The sequence below is a fragment of the Exiguobacterium alkaliphilum genome (genome assembly GCF_018138125.1).
Taxonomy (GTDB): Bacteria; Bacillota; Bacilli; order Exiguobacteriales; family Exiguobacteriaceae; genus Exiguobacterium; species Exiguobacterium alkaliphilum.
The window spans coordinates 851,402-870,102 of the sequence record NZ_CP073101.1 but is presented as its reverse complement, the minus strand read 5'-3'; the positions used below and the strand labels follow the sequence as shown (position 1 = coordinate 870,102).

At 55.2% G+C, this 18,701-nt stretch carries 19 protein-coding genes; 6 read left to right on the top strand and 13 right to left on the bottom strand.

The window, feature by feature from the left end; genetic code table 11:
* Positions 1–12 precede the first annotated feature (12 nt).
* On the bottom strand, positions 13–729 hold the full coding sequence (locus KB235_RS04630; protein ID WP_029334354.1) for a CpsD/CapB family tyrosine-protein kinase: 717 nt from the start codon (positions 727–729) through the stop codon (positions 13–15).
* The gene (locus KB235_RS04625) at positions 722–1,444 is read right to left on the bottom strand and encodes a YveK family protein (protein ID WP_211780553.1); all 723 of its coding nucleotides are present in this window, start codon (positions 1,442–1,444) and stop codon (positions 722–724) included. The genes KB235_RS04630 and KB235_RS04625 overlap by 8 nt, the downstream gene beginning before the upstream one ends.
* Before the next feature lie 194 nt (positions 1,445–1,638).
* Here KB235_RS04625 and KB235_RS04620 point away from each other — a divergent pair, with 194 nt between their 5' ends.
* Positions 1,639–2,832 carry a hypothetical protein gene (locus KB235_RS04620; RefSeq protein WP_211780552.1) on the top strand — a complete coding sequence of 398 codons (1,194 nt, stop codon included), beginning with the start codon at positions 1,639–1,641 and terminating at the stop codon, positions 2,830–2,832.
* An 18-nt stretch (positions 2,833–2,850) separates the two neighbouring features.
* On the top strand, positions 2,851–3,867 hold the full coding sequence (gene galE, locus KB235_RS04615; protein WP_211780551.1) for a UDP-glucose 4-epimerase GalE: 1,017 nt from the start codon (positions 2,851–2,853) through the stop codon (positions 3,865–3,867).
* Positions 3,868–4,218: 351 nt separating this feature from the next.
* Here the strand turns inward: galE and KB235_RS04610 are convergent, their stop codons facing one another.
* The 5 genes from KB235_RS04610 to KB235_RS04590 all read right to left on the bottom strand — a co-directional run bounded on the left by KB235_RS04610 (position 4,219) and on the right by KB235_RS04590 (position 8,854).
* Positions 4,219–4,560: a hypothetical protein gene (locus KB235_RS04610; protein WP_211780550.1), complete on the bottom strand. Its 342-nt coding sequence runs from the start codon at positions 4,558–4,560 to the stop codon at positions 4,219–4,221.
* A 123-nt stretch (positions 4,561–4,683) separates the two neighbouring features.
* Entirely contained in the window at positions 4,684–5,877 is a 1,194-nt protein-coding gene (locus tag KB235_RS04605; protein ID WP_211780549.1) for an alpha-amylase family glycosyl hydrolase, read from the bottom strand.
* 83 nt (positions 5,878–5,960) lie between these two features.
* Positions 5,961–6,884, bottom strand: a complete 924-nt coding sequence (locus tag KB235_RS04600; protein WP_211780548.1) for an LCP family glycopolymer transferase — start codon at positions 6,882–6,884, stop codon at positions 5,961–5,963.
* 101 nt (positions 6,885–6,985) lie between these two features.
* A complete protein-coding gene (locus tag KB235_RS04595) occupies positions 6,986–7,828 on the bottom strand; it encodes a YihY/virulence factor BrkB family protein (protein WP_211780547.1) in 843 nt (280 codons plus the stop codon).
* A 72-nt stretch (positions 7,829–7,900) separates the two neighbouring features.
* The gene (locus KB235_RS04590; RefSeq protein WP_211780546.1) at positions 7,901–8,854 is read right to left on the bottom strand and encodes an LCP family glycopolymer transferase; all 954 of its coding nucleotides are present in this window, start codon (positions 8,852–8,854) and stop codon (positions 7,901–7,903) included.
* Between the two features lie 425 nt (positions 8,855–9,279).
* Between KB235_RS04590 and KB235_RS04585 the strand changes: the two genes are divergently transcribed.
* The 3 genes from KB235_RS04585 (at position 9,280) to KB235_RS04575 (ending at position 11,126) form a co-directional block, all read left to right on the top strand.
* On the top strand, positions 9,280–9,513 hold the full coding sequence (locus KB235_RS04585; RefSeq protein WP_211780545.1) for a hypothetical protein: 234 nt from the start codon (positions 9,280–9,282) through the stop codon (positions 9,511–9,513).
* 35 nt (positions 9,514–9,548) lie between these two features.
* Positions 9,549–10,430 (top strand): phosphogluconate dehydrogenase (NAD(+)-dependent, decarboxylating), encoded by an 882-nt coding sequence (gene gnd / locus KB235_RS04580; RefSeq protein ID WP_211780544.1) that lies wholly within the window; start codon positions 9,549–9,551, stop codon positions 10,428–10,430.
* 207 nt (positions 10,431–10,637) lie between these two features.
* Positions 10,638–11,126, top strand: a complete 489-nt coding sequence (locus KB235_RS04575) for a hypothetical protein (protein WP_211780543.1) — start codon at positions 10,638–10,640, stop codon at positions 11,124–11,126.
* A gap of 22 nt (positions 11,127–11,148) precedes the next feature.
* On the opposite strand, the gene KB235_RS04570 is transcribed toward KB235_RS04575, so the two are convergent.
* The 5 genes from KB235_RS04570 to KB235_RS04550 form a co-directional block, all read right to left on the bottom strand.
* The gene (locus KB235_RS04570) at positions 11,149–12,798 is read right to left on the bottom strand and encodes an IS1182 family transposase (RefSeq protein ID WP_211780542.1); all 1,650 of its coding nucleotides are present in this window, start codon (positions 12,796–12,798) and stop codon (positions 11,149–11,151) included.
* Between the two features lie 314 nt (positions 12,799–13,112).
* Positions 13,113–13,718, bottom strand: coding sequence for a PIN domain-containing protein (locus KB235_RS04565; protein WP_211780541.1), 606 nt, complete (start codon positions 13,716–13,718; stop codon positions 13,113–13,115).
* Positions 13,711–14,214 carry a helix-turn-helix domain-containing protein gene (locus KB235_RS04560; RefSeq protein WP_211780540.1) on the bottom strand — a complete coding sequence of 168 codons (504 nt, stop codon included), beginning with the start codon at positions 14,212–14,214 and terminating at the stop codon, positions 13,711–13,713. The genes KB235_RS04565 and KB235_RS04560 overlap by 8 nt, the downstream gene beginning before the upstream one ends.
* A 161-nt stretch (positions 14,215–14,375) precedes the next feature.
* Positions 14,376–15,305 carry an IS30 family transposase gene (locus KB235_RS04555; protein ID WP_211780539.1) on the bottom strand — a complete coding sequence of 310 codons (930 nt, stop codon included), beginning with the start codon at positions 15,303–15,305 and terminating at the stop codon, positions 14,376–14,378.
* A gap of 141 nt (positions 15,306–15,446) precedes the next feature.
* A complete protein-coding gene (locus KB235_RS04550; RefSeq protein WP_211780538.1) occupies positions 15,447–16,061 on the bottom strand; it encodes a flavodoxin family protein in 615 nt (204 codons plus the stop codon).
* Positions 16,062–16,182: 121 nt separating this feature from the next.
* On the opposite strand from KB235_RS04550, the gene KB235_RS04545 reads away from it, so the two are divergent.
* On the top strand, positions 16,183–17,169 hold the full coding sequence (locus KB235_RS04545; protein ID WP_211780537.1) for a metallophosphoesterase family protein: 987 nt from the start codon (positions 16,183–16,185) through the stop codon (positions 17,167–17,169).
* Positions 17,170–17,234: 65 nt separating this feature from the next.
* Here KB235_RS04545 and KB235_RS04540 read toward each other — a convergent pair.
* Positions 17,235–18,565, bottom strand: a protein-coding gene (locus KB235_RS04540) for an IS3 family transposase (protein ID WP_420842158.1) whose coding sequence is annotated in 2 segments (ribosomal slippage) — positions 17,235–18,184 and positions 18,184–18,565 — 1,332 coding nt in all. Because the reading frame shifts where the segments join, the coding sequence is not laid out codon by codon here.
* Positions 18,566–18,701 lie beyond the last annotated feature (136 nt).

Here is an 18,701-nt window from a genome sequence, read left to right as displayed (position 1 = left end):
GGCGTTTCTCCTTTATTCGTACGCGTAGTAGTAATAATAGTCGTCGCTGCCTTGCGGCTCGCGCTTGTTGAGGACGACGCCGAGGATGTGCGCGTCGGCGAGCGTCAACTGTTCTTTCGCCTTGACGACCATCTGGCGGTCCGACTTGTCGCAACCGACGACGAGGACGATGCCGTCGACTTTACGAGCGAGCAGCCGCGTGTCGGCGACTTGCATCATCGGTGGCGCGTCGAGGATGATCATGTCGTAGTTCGTCTTCAGTTCTTCAATCACGCGGTCCATCATCTTCGACGACAATAGCTCCGACGGGTTCGGCGGGATCGGGCCTGCCGCGAGCAAATCCAAGTTCTCGACTTGCGTCGTATGGATCGCCTTCTCGCTCGTCGTCTTCTTGGCGAGGACGGTTGAGAGGCCGATGCCGTTCGAGAGCCGGAACGTGAAGTGGGCCGTCGGGCGGCGCATGTCGCAGTCCATGAGAAGGACGCGCTTGCCTTGCTGGGCGTAGACGACAGCGAGGTTCGACGCCGTCGTCGACTTGCCTTCGCCTGACGAGGCCGACGTGATGGCGACCGTCTGCAACTCGTCATCGACGGCCGTGAACTCGAGGTTCGTCCGGATCGTCCGGTACTGCTCCGAGATCGGGGACTTCGGTTTGTGGACCGTGATCAAGTCGCGGCCCGTCTTGTCATATTTGATATGCTTCGATTTCTTCTTGCCGAACTTAAACATGGACTTTTTCCCCTTTCACTTTCGCTTGACGTTGCTGCTGCATCTCGACGCGGTCGATGACCGGGATTGAGCCGAGCACCGGGAGCTCGAGAATCGTCTCGACGTCTTGCTCCGTCTTGATACGGCGGTCGAGGACGATCTTTAAGAAGGCGATGGCGACGCCGATCATCATCCCGAGGACGGCGGCGATCGCCGTGTTAAGGAGGATGTTCGGTTTGACTGGGAACATCGGCACGGACGCGTTCGACAACACTTTGACGTTGTCGACGCTCATGAGCTCCGGGATCTCGTTCGAGAAGACGGTGCTAATCTCGTTGGCGATATCCGTCGCGAGCACCGGATTCGTATGTTGAACTTTAATGTTGATGACTTGTGAGTTTTGTTCGCTGTTGACCGAGATCAAGTTGCTGATGTTTTCCGGGGCGCCGACGACATTGTTTTGGACTTGCTCGAGGATGGCCGGGCTTTGGATGATGACGCGGTACGTGTTGACGAGCGTCACCGACGACTGGATTTGACTGCTGTCGATCATGTTGTTTTGTGTCTCTTTCGGGGCGACGAGCACTTGCGTCGACGCCTCATACGTTGGGCTGATGACGAACGAGCTGACCAAAAAGGCGATGAGGGCTGCGACAATCGTCAAGCTCGCGATGAGCCATTTGCTCCGCTTCAAGATGGAGAACAATTCTCCAAGGGAAATCGTTTCTTCGTTCATAGTCTCTTCCTACTCTCCTCTATGTGTTGATAGACCGCTGGAAAAATCCCGCAGATAATATTTAATCTGACAATACCAAAACATTATAGCAAAAATAATGTCGGATGATGACCCATTTTTTAAATTTTGGGTTTTTTGGCATATAAATCTGCTAAACTTTGTAGGGAAACCTTATACTAAAGGAGGATACGACAGTGCACGTCAGTGAGCGATTACTCCAACTGTACGCAGAGCTCGATGCGTCGACACGGAATACGATTCAAGCGAGCATCAAACAAAATTTAGGGGACGGCAAACCGCTGTCCGTCTCATACGAGGAATTGACTGGAAAGACGTCCAACACGTTACCGACCGACGAAAAATCGGGGGCCGACTTCACGGCGTGGATCAAAGACGGGAAGAAAGACACCACGTTCCTTCCATATTATGTAGCACTACTCGAGAACGGTGGTGCGACGGCAAAGAAAGCGGTACCAGCAATCGAAGCGACACCGCCCGACGAAGACGGAACCGTTCCTGAAGACGACACGACCGAAGCACGGGAACCGGTCGTCAAGCAACGGTACATGCCGGAAGCCCCGGTCCCGTCGCGGGCGGAACGGGCAAAGTATCAACGCGCCATCGAACCGGCCCGGCCAAAGAAGAAGTCCGGCGCCAAATGGCTCGGTGCCCTCGCCCTCATCGGATTACTCATCGGCGGCGGCTATATCGGGTATCCATATGTATCGGCGTTATTCGAGCCGAGCGAACAGGCCGAAGAAGTCGCAGCCCCGACCGAAGAGGCTGAACCGGTCGCCGAGACGCCGGCCGTGACCGAAGTGTGGCTCACGGAGAAGAACGTGTCGCTCCTCAGCGAACCGAACGGCGACAACGTGACGTATATCGGCGACATCGGGGACCGCTATGACGTCCTCGAAGAACGGGACGACCATCTGTTGCTCGACCTCGGCATCGACGGGATGACGGCGTGGGCCCCGGTAGCGTCGACGACGACGGAATGGAAGTCGTTCACGCTCAGTGACCAACAAGTGCTCAACTTCTTGCAGACGGGCGTCGATCAAATCTACCTCGACCGGGCATCGGTCGACGAATACTTGGCGTTCAGTGAAGCCGAACTATACGAACTGCTCGGCCAACCGTTCGGACGCGACGCCGATGCCTTGAACGACTACTCGTTCTACACCGGTATCTTCTTCGTCATCCAAGACGAGGCGGTCCACGCCATCGACTGGACGAACACGCCGACGACGAAAGAAGCGTTCAGACAGCTTGGCACGCCTGTGTACGAGACTGAGGACGCCATCGTGTTTGAAAGCCCGAAGTACTCGCTCCGCATGTTCGTTGGAGCGAACGGGACATCGACGCGCATCCGCGTCACCGAGATTTAATTCGAAAGGAGCCTACTTATGCCAACGATCCTCGTGACGGGTGGTGCCGGCTACATCGGCACGCACACCGTCCTCCAACTACTTGAAGACGACTACGACGTCATCGTCCTCGACAACTTGTCGAACAGCCGCCGCGAGGCGCTCGACCGGGTCGAGGCGCTCACTGGGAAGAGCGTCACGTTTTACATCGGTGACATCCTCGACCGCGAGTTGCTCGAACAGATTTTCTTGAAACATACGATCGACGCCGTCATCCATTTCGCCGGCCTGAAAGCCGTCGGCGAGTCGGTCAATGAGCCGCTCCGGTACTACGAGAACAACGTCGTCGGCACGACCGTCCTCCTCGACGTGATGGACGCGTTCGACGTGAAACAGATCGTCTTCTCTTCGTCGGCGACCGTGTACGGCATGCCGGAACGGACCCCGATCGACGAGACGTTCCCGCTCAGCGCGACGAACCCGTACGGGCGCACGAAGTTGATGATCGAGGAAATCATGCGCGACTTGGCCGTCGCCGACGACGCGTGGAGCATCGCCCTCCTCCGCTACTTCAATCCGATCGGCGCCCATGAGTCGGGCCGAATCGGGGAGGACCCGTTCGACGTCCCGAACAACCTCATGCCGTACATCACCCAAGTCGCCGTCGGCCGCCTCGAGCAACTGAGCGTGTTCGGTGACGACTACGACACACCGGACGGCACGGGTGTCCGCGACTACATTCACGTAGTCGACCTCGCCGCCGGCCATTTGAAGGCGCTCGACTACGTGATGGCCCATACCGGCGCCGAGGCGTTCAACCTCGGGACGGGCACGGGCTACAGCGTCCTCGACCTCGTCAAGGCGTTCGAGGCCGAGAGTGGCAAGGCGATCCCGTACACGGTGACCCCACGCCGCCCCGGCGACATCGCCAGCTGTTTCGCCGACCCGTCGAAATCGAAACGAGTGCTCGGCTGGGAAGCGACGCACGACGTCCGTGCCATGTGCCGCGACGCCTGGAACTGGCAATCGAACAACCCGGAAGGATATCGGGAATAATTAAATTAAATTAAATAAAAATCAACCCATTGTAAGCTTTCAGACAACAAAAGAGATGAACCTCTCCGCTTCAGAGGTTCATCTCTTTTTCCGTTATTCTTTATTCAAATTGACCTTCTAACATACATGATGTTACGTGCTGATCATAGCATCTCTCACATAAATCCTCGTAACTACATTGAGGATTTGGACATGGGCGTATATCGTCCGGGTCCATATTTCTACCACAAATCTCACATTCAATCATGTATTCACTCTCCTCGTTTACTTGACTCAACACATTATCGACGTTTAACTACTAATACCATTTGAAATCAAACTTGAAACAAACCATTTGGATAGCTCTCCTCGTTACGGAAGCATCTTAATTTCTGACGATTCTCCTGTTTGGACTGCTTTCCCCGGCGTCACGAGCACCCCGAAGTCGAGGACGACGACGAGGATGGCGATGCCGGCGAGGGGCCAGGCGACCTCTAACGGGAACTCGTTGACGATGAAGCCGAACAGGGCGAACGCGGCGAACGTCAAATAGTAGCCTTTCCGCCAGAGCGTCCGGTAGCTGTTGGCCGCCTCTTTATCCCAGATATAGAACGCGACGTAGCCGACGAGGGCGATGAAGAGCGTCGCGAACATCCAGTACACGTACGATTGCATCGTCAGTTGAAACAAAAAGAGAAACAGTGATTGGTCCATCGAAATTCCGCCTTTCGGTGAGTGGTCTAGGTTGACATGGAACTTCCTTCTATTCCATTTTCTACCTAAAAGACCGATGCGTCAATACACCTAGGCAAAATGTTAATTTTTAAGACATAAGTCCTAATTTTGTCGAATCCAGACGTAGCCGTACGGCGCGAGCGCGATGTCGTCGACCGGCTCGTCGGTGAACAAGTTGACACCGGACTGTTTGACTCGGACCGTCTCGTCCGACACGTTCGTATGCAAGACGACCGTCTCGTCCCCGCTCGTCCGCTCGACCGTGAACACGCGTTTGTCGACCGATTTGATCGCATGTGGCACGTGCGGCGAGAACGCGGGATGCGTCCGGCGCACGTTCAGCTGTCCGAGGACGCCTGAGAAGACGTTCAATCGGTACGGGTCCGTCTTCAGCTCTTGGACGAGCGTGTCGCGGTCGACCGGCGTCGTGACACCGAGGAGCGTCCGATAGTCGACGGACGGGATGCCTTGGAGCGAGAACAGGATGCTGTGGGCGGCGAGGAGCATGTCCGCGCTCGGCTCGATCAAGTTCTTCTCGAACGGGTCGCGCTCCTGTACGGACAAGAAGTTGAAGTACGTCTTCCCTTCCGACGGCGACCCGATCCGCTTCGCCCAATCGGTGAGCCGTCCGGCGTCGCCTTGCGCGAACGCGAGCAGCGTATGCGACGCGAGGTCGAAGTGACAGATGGCGTCGGCGACGTCGAAGTAGGAAGCGACCGCATCCCCCTCATAGGCGAGGACGAGTTGTGCGTCCGGTTTATAATGATGGAGCACCGTATGCCAGAGTCGGAGCACGGTCCGGATCCGCTCTTCCGGCATGCCCCGGAACGACTGGACGTGGACCCTGAGCTTCGTCGCCCCTTGCGCGAGCCGCTCCAAGAATAGATCCGTCTCCTTCAACAAGTCGAACTGCGACTCGTTGTACACGTCCGGCGTCACGTCGTACATGAGGTCGAACTCGTGGTTGACGTGACTCAAGTCCTCGGCGAGCCGGATGCGCGGGTCGACGCGGGTGTCGGTCGGCGGCGCCGCGTACGGGAACAGCGAGACGAGATACAAGTCGCTGATCGTCGCTTGGACGTGCTCCTTCAACAGTTCATGGAGCGCGTCGAGGTCCGGTGTCCCGTCCGTCGTGACGGCGTTCGCGTCAATCATGAGGACGCTCGTCTTCTCGTCTGACGGCACGGCGTCGTGCCACGGGTGCCCGTCCCACTTCTCGAACAGGCGGCGCCATTCGTTTTCCGTATGGTCGTCGACGAGCTCGCCGACGAGTGGTGCTACCCTTTCCCAAATCATACGTTTCCCTCCTCTGTGATTCTCTTATCCTTGTCCCACTGTTCACCCGTTTTCAAACAAAAAAAGCCGCCACGCGGGCGACTTCATTCCATGAGACGTTGCAGTTCGGACCGGACGCTCTCGAGCGAGGCCGGGTCCGGGTTCCAGTAGTAGATGCCGTCCGCCTCGATGCCGCCGGCGCCTTCGAGGCGGAGCGTCGAGGCGTTGCGGAACGCCTTCATATAGTCCGTCGACAGCGTCACGAGCTCGTTGAACTCGAGGTTCGTCTTGGCGCGACGCCCGGCGACGTCGAGCAGCTTCGTCACTTTGTCGACCGAGAAGTCGGAGCGCCCTTTCTCGACGATGGCCGCGACGACGGCACGTTGCCGCTCCTGGCGGCCGAAGTCGCCGTTCGGGTCGTCATAACGCATGCGCGCGTACGACAGGGCCGCCTCGCCGTCCAAATTCACCTCGCCGACCGGGAAGTTGTAGCCGTCCGTCGCGAAGGCGAAGTTGTTCGTGACGGTGATGCCGCCGAGCGTGTCGACGACGTCGGTGAACGCGTCCATGTCCGTCTCGACGACATAGTCGATCGGGATGTCTAAGAGCGCCTCGACCGAGTCCATCGCCATCTCGGCACCGCCGAACGCGTAGGCGTGGTTGATTTTGTCACGGATGCCGCGACCGACGATCTCGGTCTTTGTGTCCCGCGGGATCGACAGCATCGCACCTTCGTCCGTCTCCGGGTTGAGCGTCATGACGATCATCGAGTCGCTCCGCCCCTGCTCGTTGCCCCGGCGGTCGACGCCGAGGAGGAGCACCGACACGGACCGTTTCTCTTCGATCGTCTCGACCTGTTTCCGTTCCTCGCTAATCTCTAAATTGTCGTTCACTTTCGTCACCGTCTCGTTGACGTCTCTGTACATCGACCAGACGAACAGACCGCCGGCGACGAGGAAGACGGTCATGACACCTAGCGTGACCAGGACCCACTTCTTCCATGATGATTTTTTACGATGTCTCGCCATCGGACCACCTGCTTTCCTCACGTGTATACGGTTTGAATTCCCGCTCTCCGTGTTTGATTATAGCATGTTGCCAAAAAATGCTAGCGATATCTTTCAAATTTTCATGGATAATGTGTCCGGCGCGGCGTCCCGCGCATATAGTGTGGCCAGGCGGCGTTAATCTCGGCCCCGAGCAGCATCGTCGCCGCCGTCAAGTAGAGCCAAATCTGTAGCAAGATGACGAGGCCGATCGTCCCGTACGTCTCGCCGAACATCGTGAAGCGATCGACGTAGACGCTATAGCCCGTCGACAGGAGCTGCCACGAGATGACGGCGAAGACGGCGCCCGGTAAGGCGTCCGTCAGGCGGACGCGCTGCTGCGGGGCGATCATATAGAACGCCGAGAACGCGAGGACGAGGATGACGGTCGAGACGGTGTAACGCGTCAGCGTCGCGAGCCGCGAGAACTCCTCGACGGCGGGGACGGTCCGATACAGCAAGTTCAAGAACTCTTGGCTGAAGATGTGGAAGACGACGAGGATGACCGCCCCGACGCTCCAGGCGAGCAGTGTGATGAGGCCGATCAACCGGCGCCGCATGTAGCCGCGCACTTCCGTCTCCCCGTAGGCGAACACGGTCAGCTTGACGAGCCGGGCCGTGCCGTTCGTCGCCGACCAGATGACGATTAATGCCCCGAACGAGATGAGGCCGACGTTGATGTTGCCGCTCACGTCATAGACGATGGCGAACAAGTCGCGGACGGTCTCCCCCGGAACGAGCGTCTCGATCTGTTCGATGAGCATCGTGTCGTCGATGCGGAAGATCGCCGTGAAGGCGAAGACGAGGAAGAACGTCGGGAAGATGGCGAGAAACCAGAAGAAGGCGAGCGTCGCGCTATAGTCGTTGATATGGTGCTCGCGGAACCGGTGGCGGACGTCGATGATGAGCCGTAGCAGGTCTGACACGAGGTCACCTCCTTTTTGACTTTATTATGGCACAAAACAAGCGCCCCATCCGTAAGGAATGAGGCGCCCGTGTCATTGTTCCATCAACTCGGACAGATACCCTTGCACGTCCGCCAGTGAGGCGGCGTCCGGGTTCCAGTAATAGATGCCGTCGCCGGCCTTGCCGCCCGTCCCCTCGAGGCGGAGGACGTCCTGATTCTTGAAGGCGTCCATGTAGTCCGTCGAGAGCGTGCGAATCTCCTTGAACGTCATGTTCGTCTTGGCGTTGTTGCCTAAGACGTCGAGCATGTTGTTGAACTTCGCGATTGAGAAGTCGTCTTTCCCTTTATTGACGAGCGCCGTGATGACGTCACGCTGACGCTCCTGGCGCCCGAAGTCGCCGCTCGGGTCGTCGTAGCGCATACGCGTGTAGGCGAGCGCCTGTGGTCCCTTCAACGTGATCGTCCCCGGCTCGAACGAATAGTCGCCCGACGTGAAGGCGAACTTGTTCGTCACCGTGACGCCCCCGAGGAGGTCGACCGTGTCTTGGAAGCCTTTCATGTCGACTTCAGCGACGTAGTCGATCGGAATGCCGAGCAAGTTCTCGACCGTCTCGAGCGCCATCTCGGCCCCACCGAACGCGTAGGCGTGGTTGACCTTGTCCTCGACGCCCTTGCCGACGATCTCCGTCTTCGTGTCCCGCGGGATTGACAGCATCGCGCTCTTGTCCTGGTTCGGGTTGAGCGTCATGACGATAATCGAGTCGCTGCGCCCTTGTTCGTCGGCGCGGCGGTCGACCCCGAGCAACAAGACCGAGACCGGCTGCTTGTCGGAGATCGTCTGGACGTTCATCCGTTCGGCGCTGAGCCCTGTCGACTCGTTCAACCGGTCGACGGTCGAATCGAGTTGATTATATAGGTAAAACGCGGCCCCGACCCCGATGAGCAGGAACAGCCCGATGACGATACCGGCGATCGACGCGATGCGTTTGGCCGGGGAGTATTTTCTACGACGTTTCTTGACTCTCTTTTTCTTTTGCTCTTCCATGACGTGACACCTTTCTGAAAACCCGTTAATGATTTGACACAGGTATGATTTTATCATGCAAACTATTCCGACATTTTAAAATTTTATAAATGAGGTAAATGATTGTCGGCTGTTGTCGAACAGCCAGCTCTTTTTATTGTATCGGTCGTTTCAATGAAACGTTTAACTTGTCGTTCGTTAGCTTACCACGGTTTGTAGTGATTGAAATCGTTCTCAATTATTCGTACCGCCTCGAAAGTCACGTTCTATCTCTAGGACCGATGTGTATTCGCTTCGGTTCTGTCATCATTTGTTCACGTTTTTAGGACTGTTTGCTCATTTTCACACGGATAGACTGAGACAAATGGATGATTTTTTGTAATAATTGTATTAGTTGTCATGAAAATGTAATTGAAACCCAAATTTGAATCAAGGGAGCCGTGCAGATGCGCTTTGTCGTGATGTGTTATTTGAGAGAAGGAAAGACGGTAACGTTTTACGCGTATGGGAGTTCACAGTTCGACGTCGAACGGACGTTCAAGGAGACGCTTCAGAACGCGAGCCCGCTGAACGACTTCGTCGAGTTGAGCGACGGCTGGAACATACCGGTCGGCGAGATTCTCGCCTATCGGATCAGTGAAGTGAAACCGGCTCTTTTGAAGCAAACCGATTTCGGGTAACCCTATTAAGAATAGATTCATGAAGGGGTGACGATATGGAAATCGGAATGATTGGTCTAGGCAAGATGGGGTTGAACCTCGCGCTCAACTTGACGGATGCGGGCCACCGCGTCCTCGGCTACGACCCGGGCAACGTGTCGACGAGCCAGTTCGAGACGAAAAGTTCGCTCGAGGAAGTCGTGGAAAGCTTGACAGCACCGCGCGTCGTCTGGGTGATGGTGCCGGCCGGCGAGGTGACCGAGCACGTGCTAGAAGACTTGCATCGGCTACTCTCACCGGGGGACATCGTCATCGACGGCGGCAACTCGAACTACAAGCAGTCGATGGCACGTGCTGAGCATTTCAAAGAAAAGCTGATCTACTTCTTCGACGTCGGGACGAGTGGCGGCATGGAAGGGGCACGGCACGGGGCGTGCACGATGATCGGCGGGGACATGGAGGCGTTCGGCAAGATCGAGGCGCTCTTCTCCGACGTGTCGACGGACAACGGCTACTTGTACGCCGGTCCGAGTGGCAGCGGGCACTTCTTGAAGATGGTCCATAACGGCATCGAGTACGGCATGATGCAGGCAATCGCCGAAGGGTTCGAGATTCTCGAGAAGAGCCCGTTCGACTACGACCACGAGCAGGTCGCCCGCGTCTGGAACCACGGCTCGGTCGTCCGCTCATGGCTCATGGAGCTGACCGAGAGCGCGTTCCATAAGGATGCGAAGCTCGACGCGATTAAAGGGGTCATGCATGCTTCCGGCGAAGGGAAATGGACGGTCGAGACGGCGCTCGAATATGGGGTGCCGGCCCCGGTCATCGCGATGTCACTCATGATGCGGCAACGCTCGCTCGAGGAGGACACGTTCTCCGGCAAGGTCGTCGCCGCGCTCCGAAACGAGTTCGGCGGGCATGCGGTGGAAAAAAAATAATCGTTGTAAGCGTCGGTCGAATCGAATTTGGCCGGCGTTTTTTTGTGATGTGACGATTATCCGCCCGTCTCGTCGCGAACAAACGTTGGTATGAATGGAACTTCCATATATTTGGCGATTAAATATACTAATTTTTGTAAAACTCTTTTTGTTTCAGCAGGCGTATGATGAAAGAGCAGCATATCTTGTGACACAGAAGGAGCCGGCATGATGCGTAAACTTCACGACTATAACGTCTACATCCCGAAAGAGCTGTATGAGCCAGGAGACAGGCCCGTGTTCCGGAGACGGAATCATAACTGGCAGGACATGGAGGCATGCTTTGACAAACTCGTCGCCCAAGCGTTCTATGCGTTCGAGCATGGCGGGTACTTCTTATGTGAGGCGTACGCTCTGGTCCACACCCGCATTCACATGCTCAAGCTGAAACGAACGTGTGAGGATGGCCGCGGCGTCGAGATGCACGTGACTTATTTGCATGAAATGAAAGATATCTACGTCATGTTTTATATTGACGGTGTAGCGACCCGGGCGCGAACGGCCTGGCTGTCGAACGGGATTCTGATTCTTCAGCCGGACTCGTATGCGAATTGGCTCCACTTTGAACCATGCTGGGTCGGGGATCATTTCATCGACGACATCTCGATTTTATTGCTGAAAGAGTTCCGCAAGATCGAGCTCCGATCAAGGTTCTAATGTGAACGAGGCTGGGACATAACTAGCCGGCTTTAGAGCTTTTTAAGAAAAAGAGGGGTCCGGTCACCGATTTTCGGTGGCCGGACCCCTTCTTTGCACTTCCCCCGATGCCTTTGGCGATGAACTTCCGTAGGTTCACCGCCATGAGGGCGAAGCCGAGCTCGCGTTTCACGCGCTGTTTTCCCCTGACGGAGAAGCGGGTGAAACCCAAATTGGCCTTCAGATATCCAAAAACTGGTTCCACGTCCGTCTTGCGTCGGGCGTAGAGGGCACCGGTTTTCTCATCCGAAAGCAGCGTTCTCATCATATGCTTTTGTTCTTCCCAGGCCCCGTTCACGCTGACCTGGCGGTGTCTCCCCGGTTCGGCCTTCGTGCACAGCTCCCGGAACGGGCAGCCGTCGCAGCTCTCGCACTCGTACACACGGAAGTCGCGGGGGAAGCCGTCCCGGTCGGTCCTTTGGGACTCATGGCTGAACGGGAGCCGTCTCCCGTCCGGGCACGTGAACGTGTCGGTCTCGCCATCGTACGCCCAGTTCGCGGTGTTGAACGGGTCCTCGCGCCATTTCTTCTTCTGTTCCTTCCGGTACATCGTGTGCGGGATCAAGGGCAGGCGCCCCCGGCGCTCGAGGATGTCTGTGTAGTTCGGCTGGCTCCCGTATCCCGCGTCGGCGACGATATGGGCGGGCAGGTCGAGGAACGTTTCGACCTCGTCGAGGAACGGGATCAACGTCTTCATGTCGGTCGGGTTCGGATAGACGTCATAGGCGAGCGTGTACTGACCTTCGGTTGCGATCTGGACGTTGTAGCCGGGCTTCAGTTGGCCGTTCTTCATGTGATCTTCTTTCATCCGCATGAACGTCGCGTCCCTGTCGGTCTTCGAGTAACTGTTCCGTGTGCCGAAGATGGCCATGTGCTCCTCGTATCGGCGTTTCCGGGCGGCGAAATCGGCGGCCTGTTTGTGGAGACGACGGGGCACCTTCCGTTCCGCACGCAATCGTTTCCGTTCGGCGACGTCGGTCGTCGAGGCGATCTCCTCGTCGATGGCCTCGATCTTTTCTTCGAGTCGTGCGGCGACCTGTTCGAGTTCTTGGACCGAGAGCGCGTCCGGGCTCTCCCGTTCGATTTCGGGGATGACCTGGTCGGCCATCAGTTCGTCGTACAGTTGGTTCGACTTCTCGACGAGCGCGGCGCTGTATCGCTCGACCGCCCTCCGCCAGACGAACGTATAACGGTTGGCGTTCGCCTCGATCTTCGTGCCGTCGATGAAGATCGCCTCCTCGTCGATCTCGCCGGTCTCGACGAGATGGCACCTGAAGGCGACGAACGCGGCCTTCAGGATCGGGGCGACGGCCGGGTGGACGCGGAAACGGTTGATCGTCCGATAACTCGGCTCGTGGCCCTGGGCGAGCCACATCATCCGAAGGCTGTCCTTGAGTAGCCCTTCGATCTTTCGGCCCGAGAAAGCGGACTGCGTGTAGGCGCAAAGGACGATCTTCATCATCATGCGCGGATGATAGGCCGGGCAGCCCGTCGTTCGCCAGAACGGCTCGAAGGCCTCGTCGGGGATCTGTTCGACGAGGTCGTGGACGGCGAAGGCGATATCGTTTTCCTGGAGACGGACTTCTAAATCTAGGGGCAAAACCAACTGGTTCATGGTATACTCTTTGTACATGGGGGCACCTCCAAAGTTATGGTTTGGTCACTTTAACTTTATCAGAGGTCGCCCCTATCTGTTTAGTCCAAAATGTGTGCACGAACCCATAAAAATGACAAGAGGCCCCCGTGAGCGAACAAGTCGCTCCCGGGGGCCTCTTTGTTATAAATCTACTGAGTTATGTCCCAGCCTCGTCGCGCTGTCCGTCACTCCATGACGTTGCCTTCCGCCGGGATTGGAGTCTGCTTCAATAGGTTCGCGAAATGGTAGAGGTTGTACGCCATGACACGACCGTTCTTTTTCGTGAAGGCGTTAGGCGGACAGTGCTATCTTTATTCGTCATGAAGTTCAGCCAATCCGATAAATATAGAAAACAAATTGCTGAAACGAGTATCTCGATGGATTGTCTCATGAAGTTCAGCAGATATCCTCACAAAATTGCTGTCCCCAATGTTGTATAGTACTTCCTCGTCATAGTCATTCAATACTAGATATAACAAAAAATCTTTTACATTTCGAGTTGCAATAACACCGTCCTCAGAAAAAGCGTCGTGTAGAATACGAGCGTCTGAAGTTCTGAGGTATTGAGCTTTCAACCCTATTTCTTGTTCGAATTCATGTCGATAATGCGAAGAAATATAAGCACTCATGATTCGAAGATGTTTCTCCATTTCTGAACTTAGTACATTTGACGAGAGTGTACATTGATTAATTAATCTCGCAATCTTTCGTTTTTCACTTGCTCGCAAACCCTTTGCAACCATTTGAACCATCAGTTCGAGTTTTACTTCATCCGGAATTAACAAGATCGCTTTTTCGTCAGCCGCCAATTTCTGAAAAAAGTCGTTCGCTTGTTGACGTCTCATTTTAACCCCAGCATCATTCCCTGGGGCAGTGGCGTCACGAAATACATTTGTATCTATAATATACTTACGCATCTTGCAAAGATTTCTCATCTTTCTCAGCAAGTTTCACCATATTAGACGCCAATTTTTCACTAGACTCTCTCAAAAGCTGATATTTCATGACCAACTCTTCAAAGCGAGGATGTGTCATGAATTGCTTGGCAGGAATCCGCCACTTACCTTTTCCATTCAACGTACGATGAGCTAGAATCTCGCCGGTCATACATTTTCTTCGGACCATTTGGGGAGATACTTCAATTAGTTGCGCCACTTCTGAAACAGTCAAGTGTTCAGGAACGGCATCAAGCGCATTTTCCGGTAGGGAATACTTGTGAATCAGTTGAATATCTTCATCAGTCAGATCTAGGTCTATCTCTTTTTCCATCTCTTTTAAGCGATTTACCGCTCTGCCAATTGACGCCCGAAGTCGTAAACGCTCACTCGTCAAATCTTTAGTCGTCTCAATAACTTTGAATTGTGGGTCATCTTCAATAATTTGAAAGAGCATATCCATCAATTTCTTTTCCATTCTAATCACTCCTTTTTAGAAATAAGTGAAACAAACGAAACAAACGAAACTTCATACTTATTATAGACCCAATTACAAAAAGTATCAAATGCCTCTCTATTCTCAGAAATATGTGCTTTCCTTCATTATCAATAATGGATGTTTTTTGATACGACGGTTTGTCAAATTAAGCGCAACACTTCTTCGGTGAAGGCCTCGTGTGCGGTTTTCCAGTCCAGGCACTTTCTCGGTCGCCCGTTGATCTTGGCGAGCGCATCCGCGAGTTCGACGTCACCGACCTGCGCGAAGTCCGTTCCTTTCGGGAAGAACTCGCGGAGGAGACCGTTCTCGTTGCTCCCCCGTTGCCACGATGAATACGGGTCGGCGAAATAGAGTGGCACGCCGAGCGACGTCCGGATACGCTCGTGACAGCTGAACTCTTTGCCTCGGTCCGTCGTCGCCGTCCTGAACGCGGCCACGGGGAAGGCGCCGTGCACTGCCTGGATTGCCATCTCCATCGAGGAGGCGCTACGGTCCGTCATCGGAAGGGCGATGTAGAACCGGCTCTTTCGTTCGACGAACGTCGCGACGCATGCCTTTGACTTCCCACGTCCGGAGACCACGGTGTCGAGCTCCCAGTGACCGAATGTCTTGCGTGCACGCACCTCTCTCGGGCGCTTGGCGATGGACAATCCGACATTGAATCGCCCCCGCGTCTCGACCGGCTTTTGACGCTTGCCCTTTTGGCGGAGCACGGATATCGGCACGTCAATCAGTCCCGAGTAGATCCAGCGATAGATGGTCGAGAAGGCGATTTCCCCGTCGAAGAGACGACCGACGATCTGTTCCGGGGACCAGGTCGCCCACAGTTTCTCGGTGATCGTCCGGCGAGTCGCCTCGTCGAGCTTCGTCCTGGCGCCGCAGTTTGCCTTCTTCTTCACGTAGCGCTGCTGGGCACGTCCCGATTCGTAGCCGGGGTTCCGTTTGATCTCCCGCGAGACGGTCGAGGGATGACGGCCGAGCCGTCTCGCGATGGACCGGATGGACATCCCGAGCTCCAGATAGGTCTCTATTTTCACGCGTTCCGTTGCGGTAAGATGGGTGTAGCTCATGAGATTTCCTCCGTCTGAATGTGTGTTGTGGTGACTTCATTCTACACGAGGAAAGCGTCATGGGCTTTTTGTGTTCACTTTGAGGTGTTGCACTTAATTTTATAATTCATCATACAAAAAAGACGGCCGAGGCCGCCTTTCTCACTCCATCGTATTGCCTTCGGCCGGGATTGGCATCTGCTTCAACAGGTTCGCGAAATGGTACAAATTGTACGCCATGACACGACCGTTCTTTTTCGTGAAGGCGTTGTCGCGGCCGGCATCGATGTATGAGTCGCCCGGACCGGCCTCACCGACCCAATACGTGTCGACGTTCGGCGGGACAGTGAAGCCGATATGGGATAGCCCGTACAAGATGGACGCACAGGCATGTTTCGCCCCGTCCTCGTTCCCTGTCACGACGACACCGCCGACTTTGTTGTAATAGATGGCCTGGCCTTTGTCGTTCGTGAAGGCGCTTCCGCCGTATAGCCGCTCGATGACTTGCGTGGCGACGCTACTCTTCTCACCGAGCCAAAGCGGTGTCCCGATGATCAAGATGTCGGCCGCCTTCACTTTCTCGAAGATTTGCGGCCACTCGTCACCGCCCCCTTCATCTTCGGTCACTCCGAACGCGACGTTGTAGTCGACGACACGGACGATCTCCGAGTCGACCCCAAGTTTGTCGAAGTGTGGAATGATATCTTTCATGAGACCTTCCGTGTGCGAGGTCGTACCCTCGCCTTTCAACGAACAGTTTAAGAATAAGGCTTTCATCGAATCCCTCCTTAGATGATCAACAGTTAGGTGTTCCCGGTGAGTAGGAAGCTTAATCTTGTCGACATGCCTGCCTTCACATGGGAAAATTAGGATAAACTAGCTGCAGGAGGCTTTTCTAATGACACGCTTCATCCATATTGCCGATTTACATCATGCAATACATACTGGGAACGCCATCACCGCCGAACGGACGAGTTTTGACATTCAAGCCGATAAGCTCGCCCAGCTAGCGGAAGTCATTCGCCGAGAAAACATCAAGGCGGTGCTCATCGCCGGCGACATCGAAGTGAGCGACCCCGAAGATTTCGTCCCGTATTTAAAGACGTGGACTGCTCTCGGTGCATCCGTCTATTTGGTATATGGGGACCATGATCTCAATCGGCTCGCTTACGACGACTGTTGGCGTCAGATTGAGCACGTACATAGCTTCCTTCACCCGGGTTATCTCTGCGATGAAACGCTAGGAGCCGGAATTTATGGATTAAGTTGTGAAACGAACCAAGCCGGACTGAAGGAACAATTCGCGCTTACCCCGGTCCGGGACGACCCGTATCCGAACATTTTTCTCAGCCATGGCGACCGAAAACAGTTCTTCACATCTGTCGTCACCGAACTCGGATTCAATTATTATGCCCTCGGCCACCATCATCGCTATGAATCGATCCATCGAGGTGAAGCCAATCTCGTCTATCCCGGTCACATCTTCTCCGTCTGGGACGGATGCGGCAAGGCGTGGTCGACCGGTTATATCATCGGCGAAGTCACGCCTTCTGGTATCACCCACGAGTTCCGCACGTTCGAAGGACCGGAGACGCGACGGCTCAGTTTCAATCCGTTCATCCGGGACGGGTCATGCATCTTGCTCACACGCGACAATCTCGAAGGCCCGTCGGAACAATGGATTGCAGAGGACGAAACGGTGTTACGCAAGCTCGTCCGCTCCACGTTAGCCGACTATCCTGATGATTATTTCGTCACACCGAGCCGGTCGACAGGTTTTCCGACGCGCCGGCTGTCGATGACCGGGCGAACGTTGTTGGAAGACGACAAACGATTCGAGGAATTTTTCGCCCGCAGTTTTAAGGCGACGAAGACGACCCAATAAAAATGACCCCCGATAGTGAACTGAGCCCTGTTTTACGGACAGTTTAATAAAAAGTGCCTCGAATTCTATGCGGCGATCAGATGGCCCCGGTATTGCTCCGGGGTCATCTTTTTTAGGTTCCATTGCTTGCGTTCGCTGTTGTAATAGTCGATGTAGGCGTCGACCATCGAACGAACCTCGCAGAGGTCCAGTGCCGATCGATGGTCGACATGGTCTTTCAGATGTCCGAAGAAGGACTCGATCGGTGCGTTGTCGAGACAGTTCCCCCGACGTGACATGGACTGGACCAACCCCATCCCGCGAATCCGTGACTGATAGGCGGGATGGGTATAGTGGAACCCTTGGTCCGAATGAATCATCGCCTCGGGATGTAAGTTCCCGTTGAGGTGCTCTTCGAGCTTCCTCGTCGTCTGAAGGACGAGGTCCATGTGAAGGCTCGTCGACAGATGGTGCGCCACGATTTCACGTGTCGCGACGTCCTTCACACAGGAGAGATAGACGTTCTGCCCCTTTCGAGTAGGGAGATAGGTGATGTCCGTCACGAAAACCTTTCCTGGCTCGTCCTGGTCGAACTGACGGTTCAGACGATTCGGGACCGTCCTGTGCTCCTGTGTCGCCTTGGCGAGCTTGCGATATGCGTTCTTCGTGCGGATTTTTGTGACGATCCCGTATTTCCGCATCAGCCGAAGGATGCGTTTATGGTTCATGGGTGATCCGATGAGGTCGAGCACTTCCATATAGAGCCCGCGATACCCGATCTTCCCGTGCCGGCGATCATGGAGCCGTTTCAGGAGAAGATAGTCCGCGTAGTCGCGCTCTTCCCGGAGGGAGTCTTCTTCCGCACGCTTGAGCCAGGCATAGTAGCCGCTTCGGCTCACACCCGCGATTTCGCAGAGTGGACGGACGAGGTTCTTCAGACGGAACGTCCGGATGACGGTGTTGATGACATGATATCGCTCCGTCGGTGTCAGTCGGTTCGCTTCGCCCGCCCTTCGAGCTCCTCGAGCTTTTTTAGCAGTTCGTTCTCCGCCGTCAGATATTTGATGCGCGCCTCGGCCTTGGCGAGTCGTCGTTCGAGCGAGTCATCCTGCTTCGGACGCCCGCCGCCTGCGTTCGATTTCCCGCGACGTTCGGTCAACAGACCCTCTGTGCCATAGGTTTGATAGGTTTTGCGCCAGCGTTCCAAGGCAGACTTCGCCTTCATACGCCCGATCACCGTCAGGTCGAAACCGGCCTCTTCGAAGATTTGGGAAGGACCCTTCCCTTCCTGATTCTCAAGGACGGCCCGAACCTTGAAGTCGCCCGTGTACTGGATCGACCGGTCCGAGACAGACGCTACGTTCGGATTCGACTCGAGCTGCCTGATCTGATGTTCGTTGAAGATGATTTTACTCATGGATGCGTTCCCCCGTTTGTATGAATAGGTTCATTATATCGATTCGACCGCACGCAAAAAACCCTGAATGCGCACTTTTTATCAAGTGTCTATCATTCAGGGTTCAGTTCATAGAACCATCGGGGGTCATTTTTAC

Excerpts from the sequence above, each read along its gene's own strand:
- KB235_RS04550 (WP_211780538.1), bottom strand. The coding sequence starts at position 16,061 with ATGAAAGCCTTATTCTTAAACTGTTCGTTGAAAGGCGAGGGTACGACC.
- KB235_RS04575 (WP_211780543.1), top strand. The coding sequence starts at position 10,638 with ATGATGCGTAAACTTCACGACTATAACGTCTACATCCCGAAAGAGCTG.
- gnd (WP_211780544.1), top strand. The coding sequence starts at position 9,549 with ATGGAAATCGGAATGATTGGTCTAGGCAAGATGGGGTTGAACCTCGCG.
- KB235_RS04625 (WP_211780553.1), bottom strand. The coding sequence starts at position 1,444 with ATGAACGAAGAAACGATTTCCCTTGGAGAATTGTTCTCCATCTTGAAG.
- KB235_RS04585 (WP_211780545.1), top strand. The coding sequence starts at position 9,280 with ATGCGCTTTGTCGTGATGTGTTATTTGAGAGAAGGAAAGACGGTAACG.
- KB235_RS04605 (WP_211780549.1), bottom strand. The coding sequence starts at position 5,877 with ATGATTTGGGAAAGGGTAGCACCACTCGTCGGCGAGCTCGTCGACGAC.
- KB235_RS04555 (WP_211780539.1), bottom strand. The coding sequence starts at position 15,305 with ATGAGCTACACCCATCTTACCGCAACGGAACGCGTGAAAATAGAGACC.
- KB235_RS04565 (WP_211780541.1), bottom strand. The coding sequence starts at position 13,718 with ATGCGTAAGTATATTATAGATACAAATGTATTTCGTGACGCCACTGCC.
- KB235_RS04545 (WP_211780537.1), top strand. The coding sequence starts at position 16,183 with ATGACACGCTTCATCCATATTGCCGATTTACATCATGCAATACATACT.
- KB235_RS04560 (WP_211780540.1), bottom strand. The coding sequence starts at position 14,214 with ATGGAAAAGAAATTGATGGATATGCTCTTTCAAATTATTGAAGATGAC.
- KB235_RS04610 (WP_211780550.1), bottom strand. The coding sequence starts at position 4,560 with ATGGACCAATCACTGTTTCTCTTTTTGTTTCAACTGACGATGCAATCG.
- galE (WP_211780551.1), top strand. The coding sequence starts at position 2,851 with ATGCCAACGATCCTCGTGACGGGTGGTGCCGGCTACATCGGCACGCAC.
- KB235_RS04590 (WP_211780546.1), bottom strand. The coding sequence starts at position 8,854 with ATGGAAGAGCAAAAGAAAAAGAGAGTCAAGAAACGTCGTAGAAAATAC.
- KB235_RS04570 (WP_211780542.1), bottom strand. The coding sequence starts at position 12,798 with ATGTACAAAGAGTATACCATGAACCAGTTGGTTTTGCCCCTAGATTTA.
- KB235_RS04630 (WP_029334354.1), bottom strand. The coding sequence starts at position 729 with ATGTTTAAGTTCGGCAAGAAGAAATCGAAGCATATCAAATATGACAAG.
- KB235_RS04600 (WP_211780548.1), bottom strand. The coding sequence starts at position 6,884 with ATGGCGAGACATCGTAAAAAATCATCATGGAAGAAGTGGGTCCTGGTC.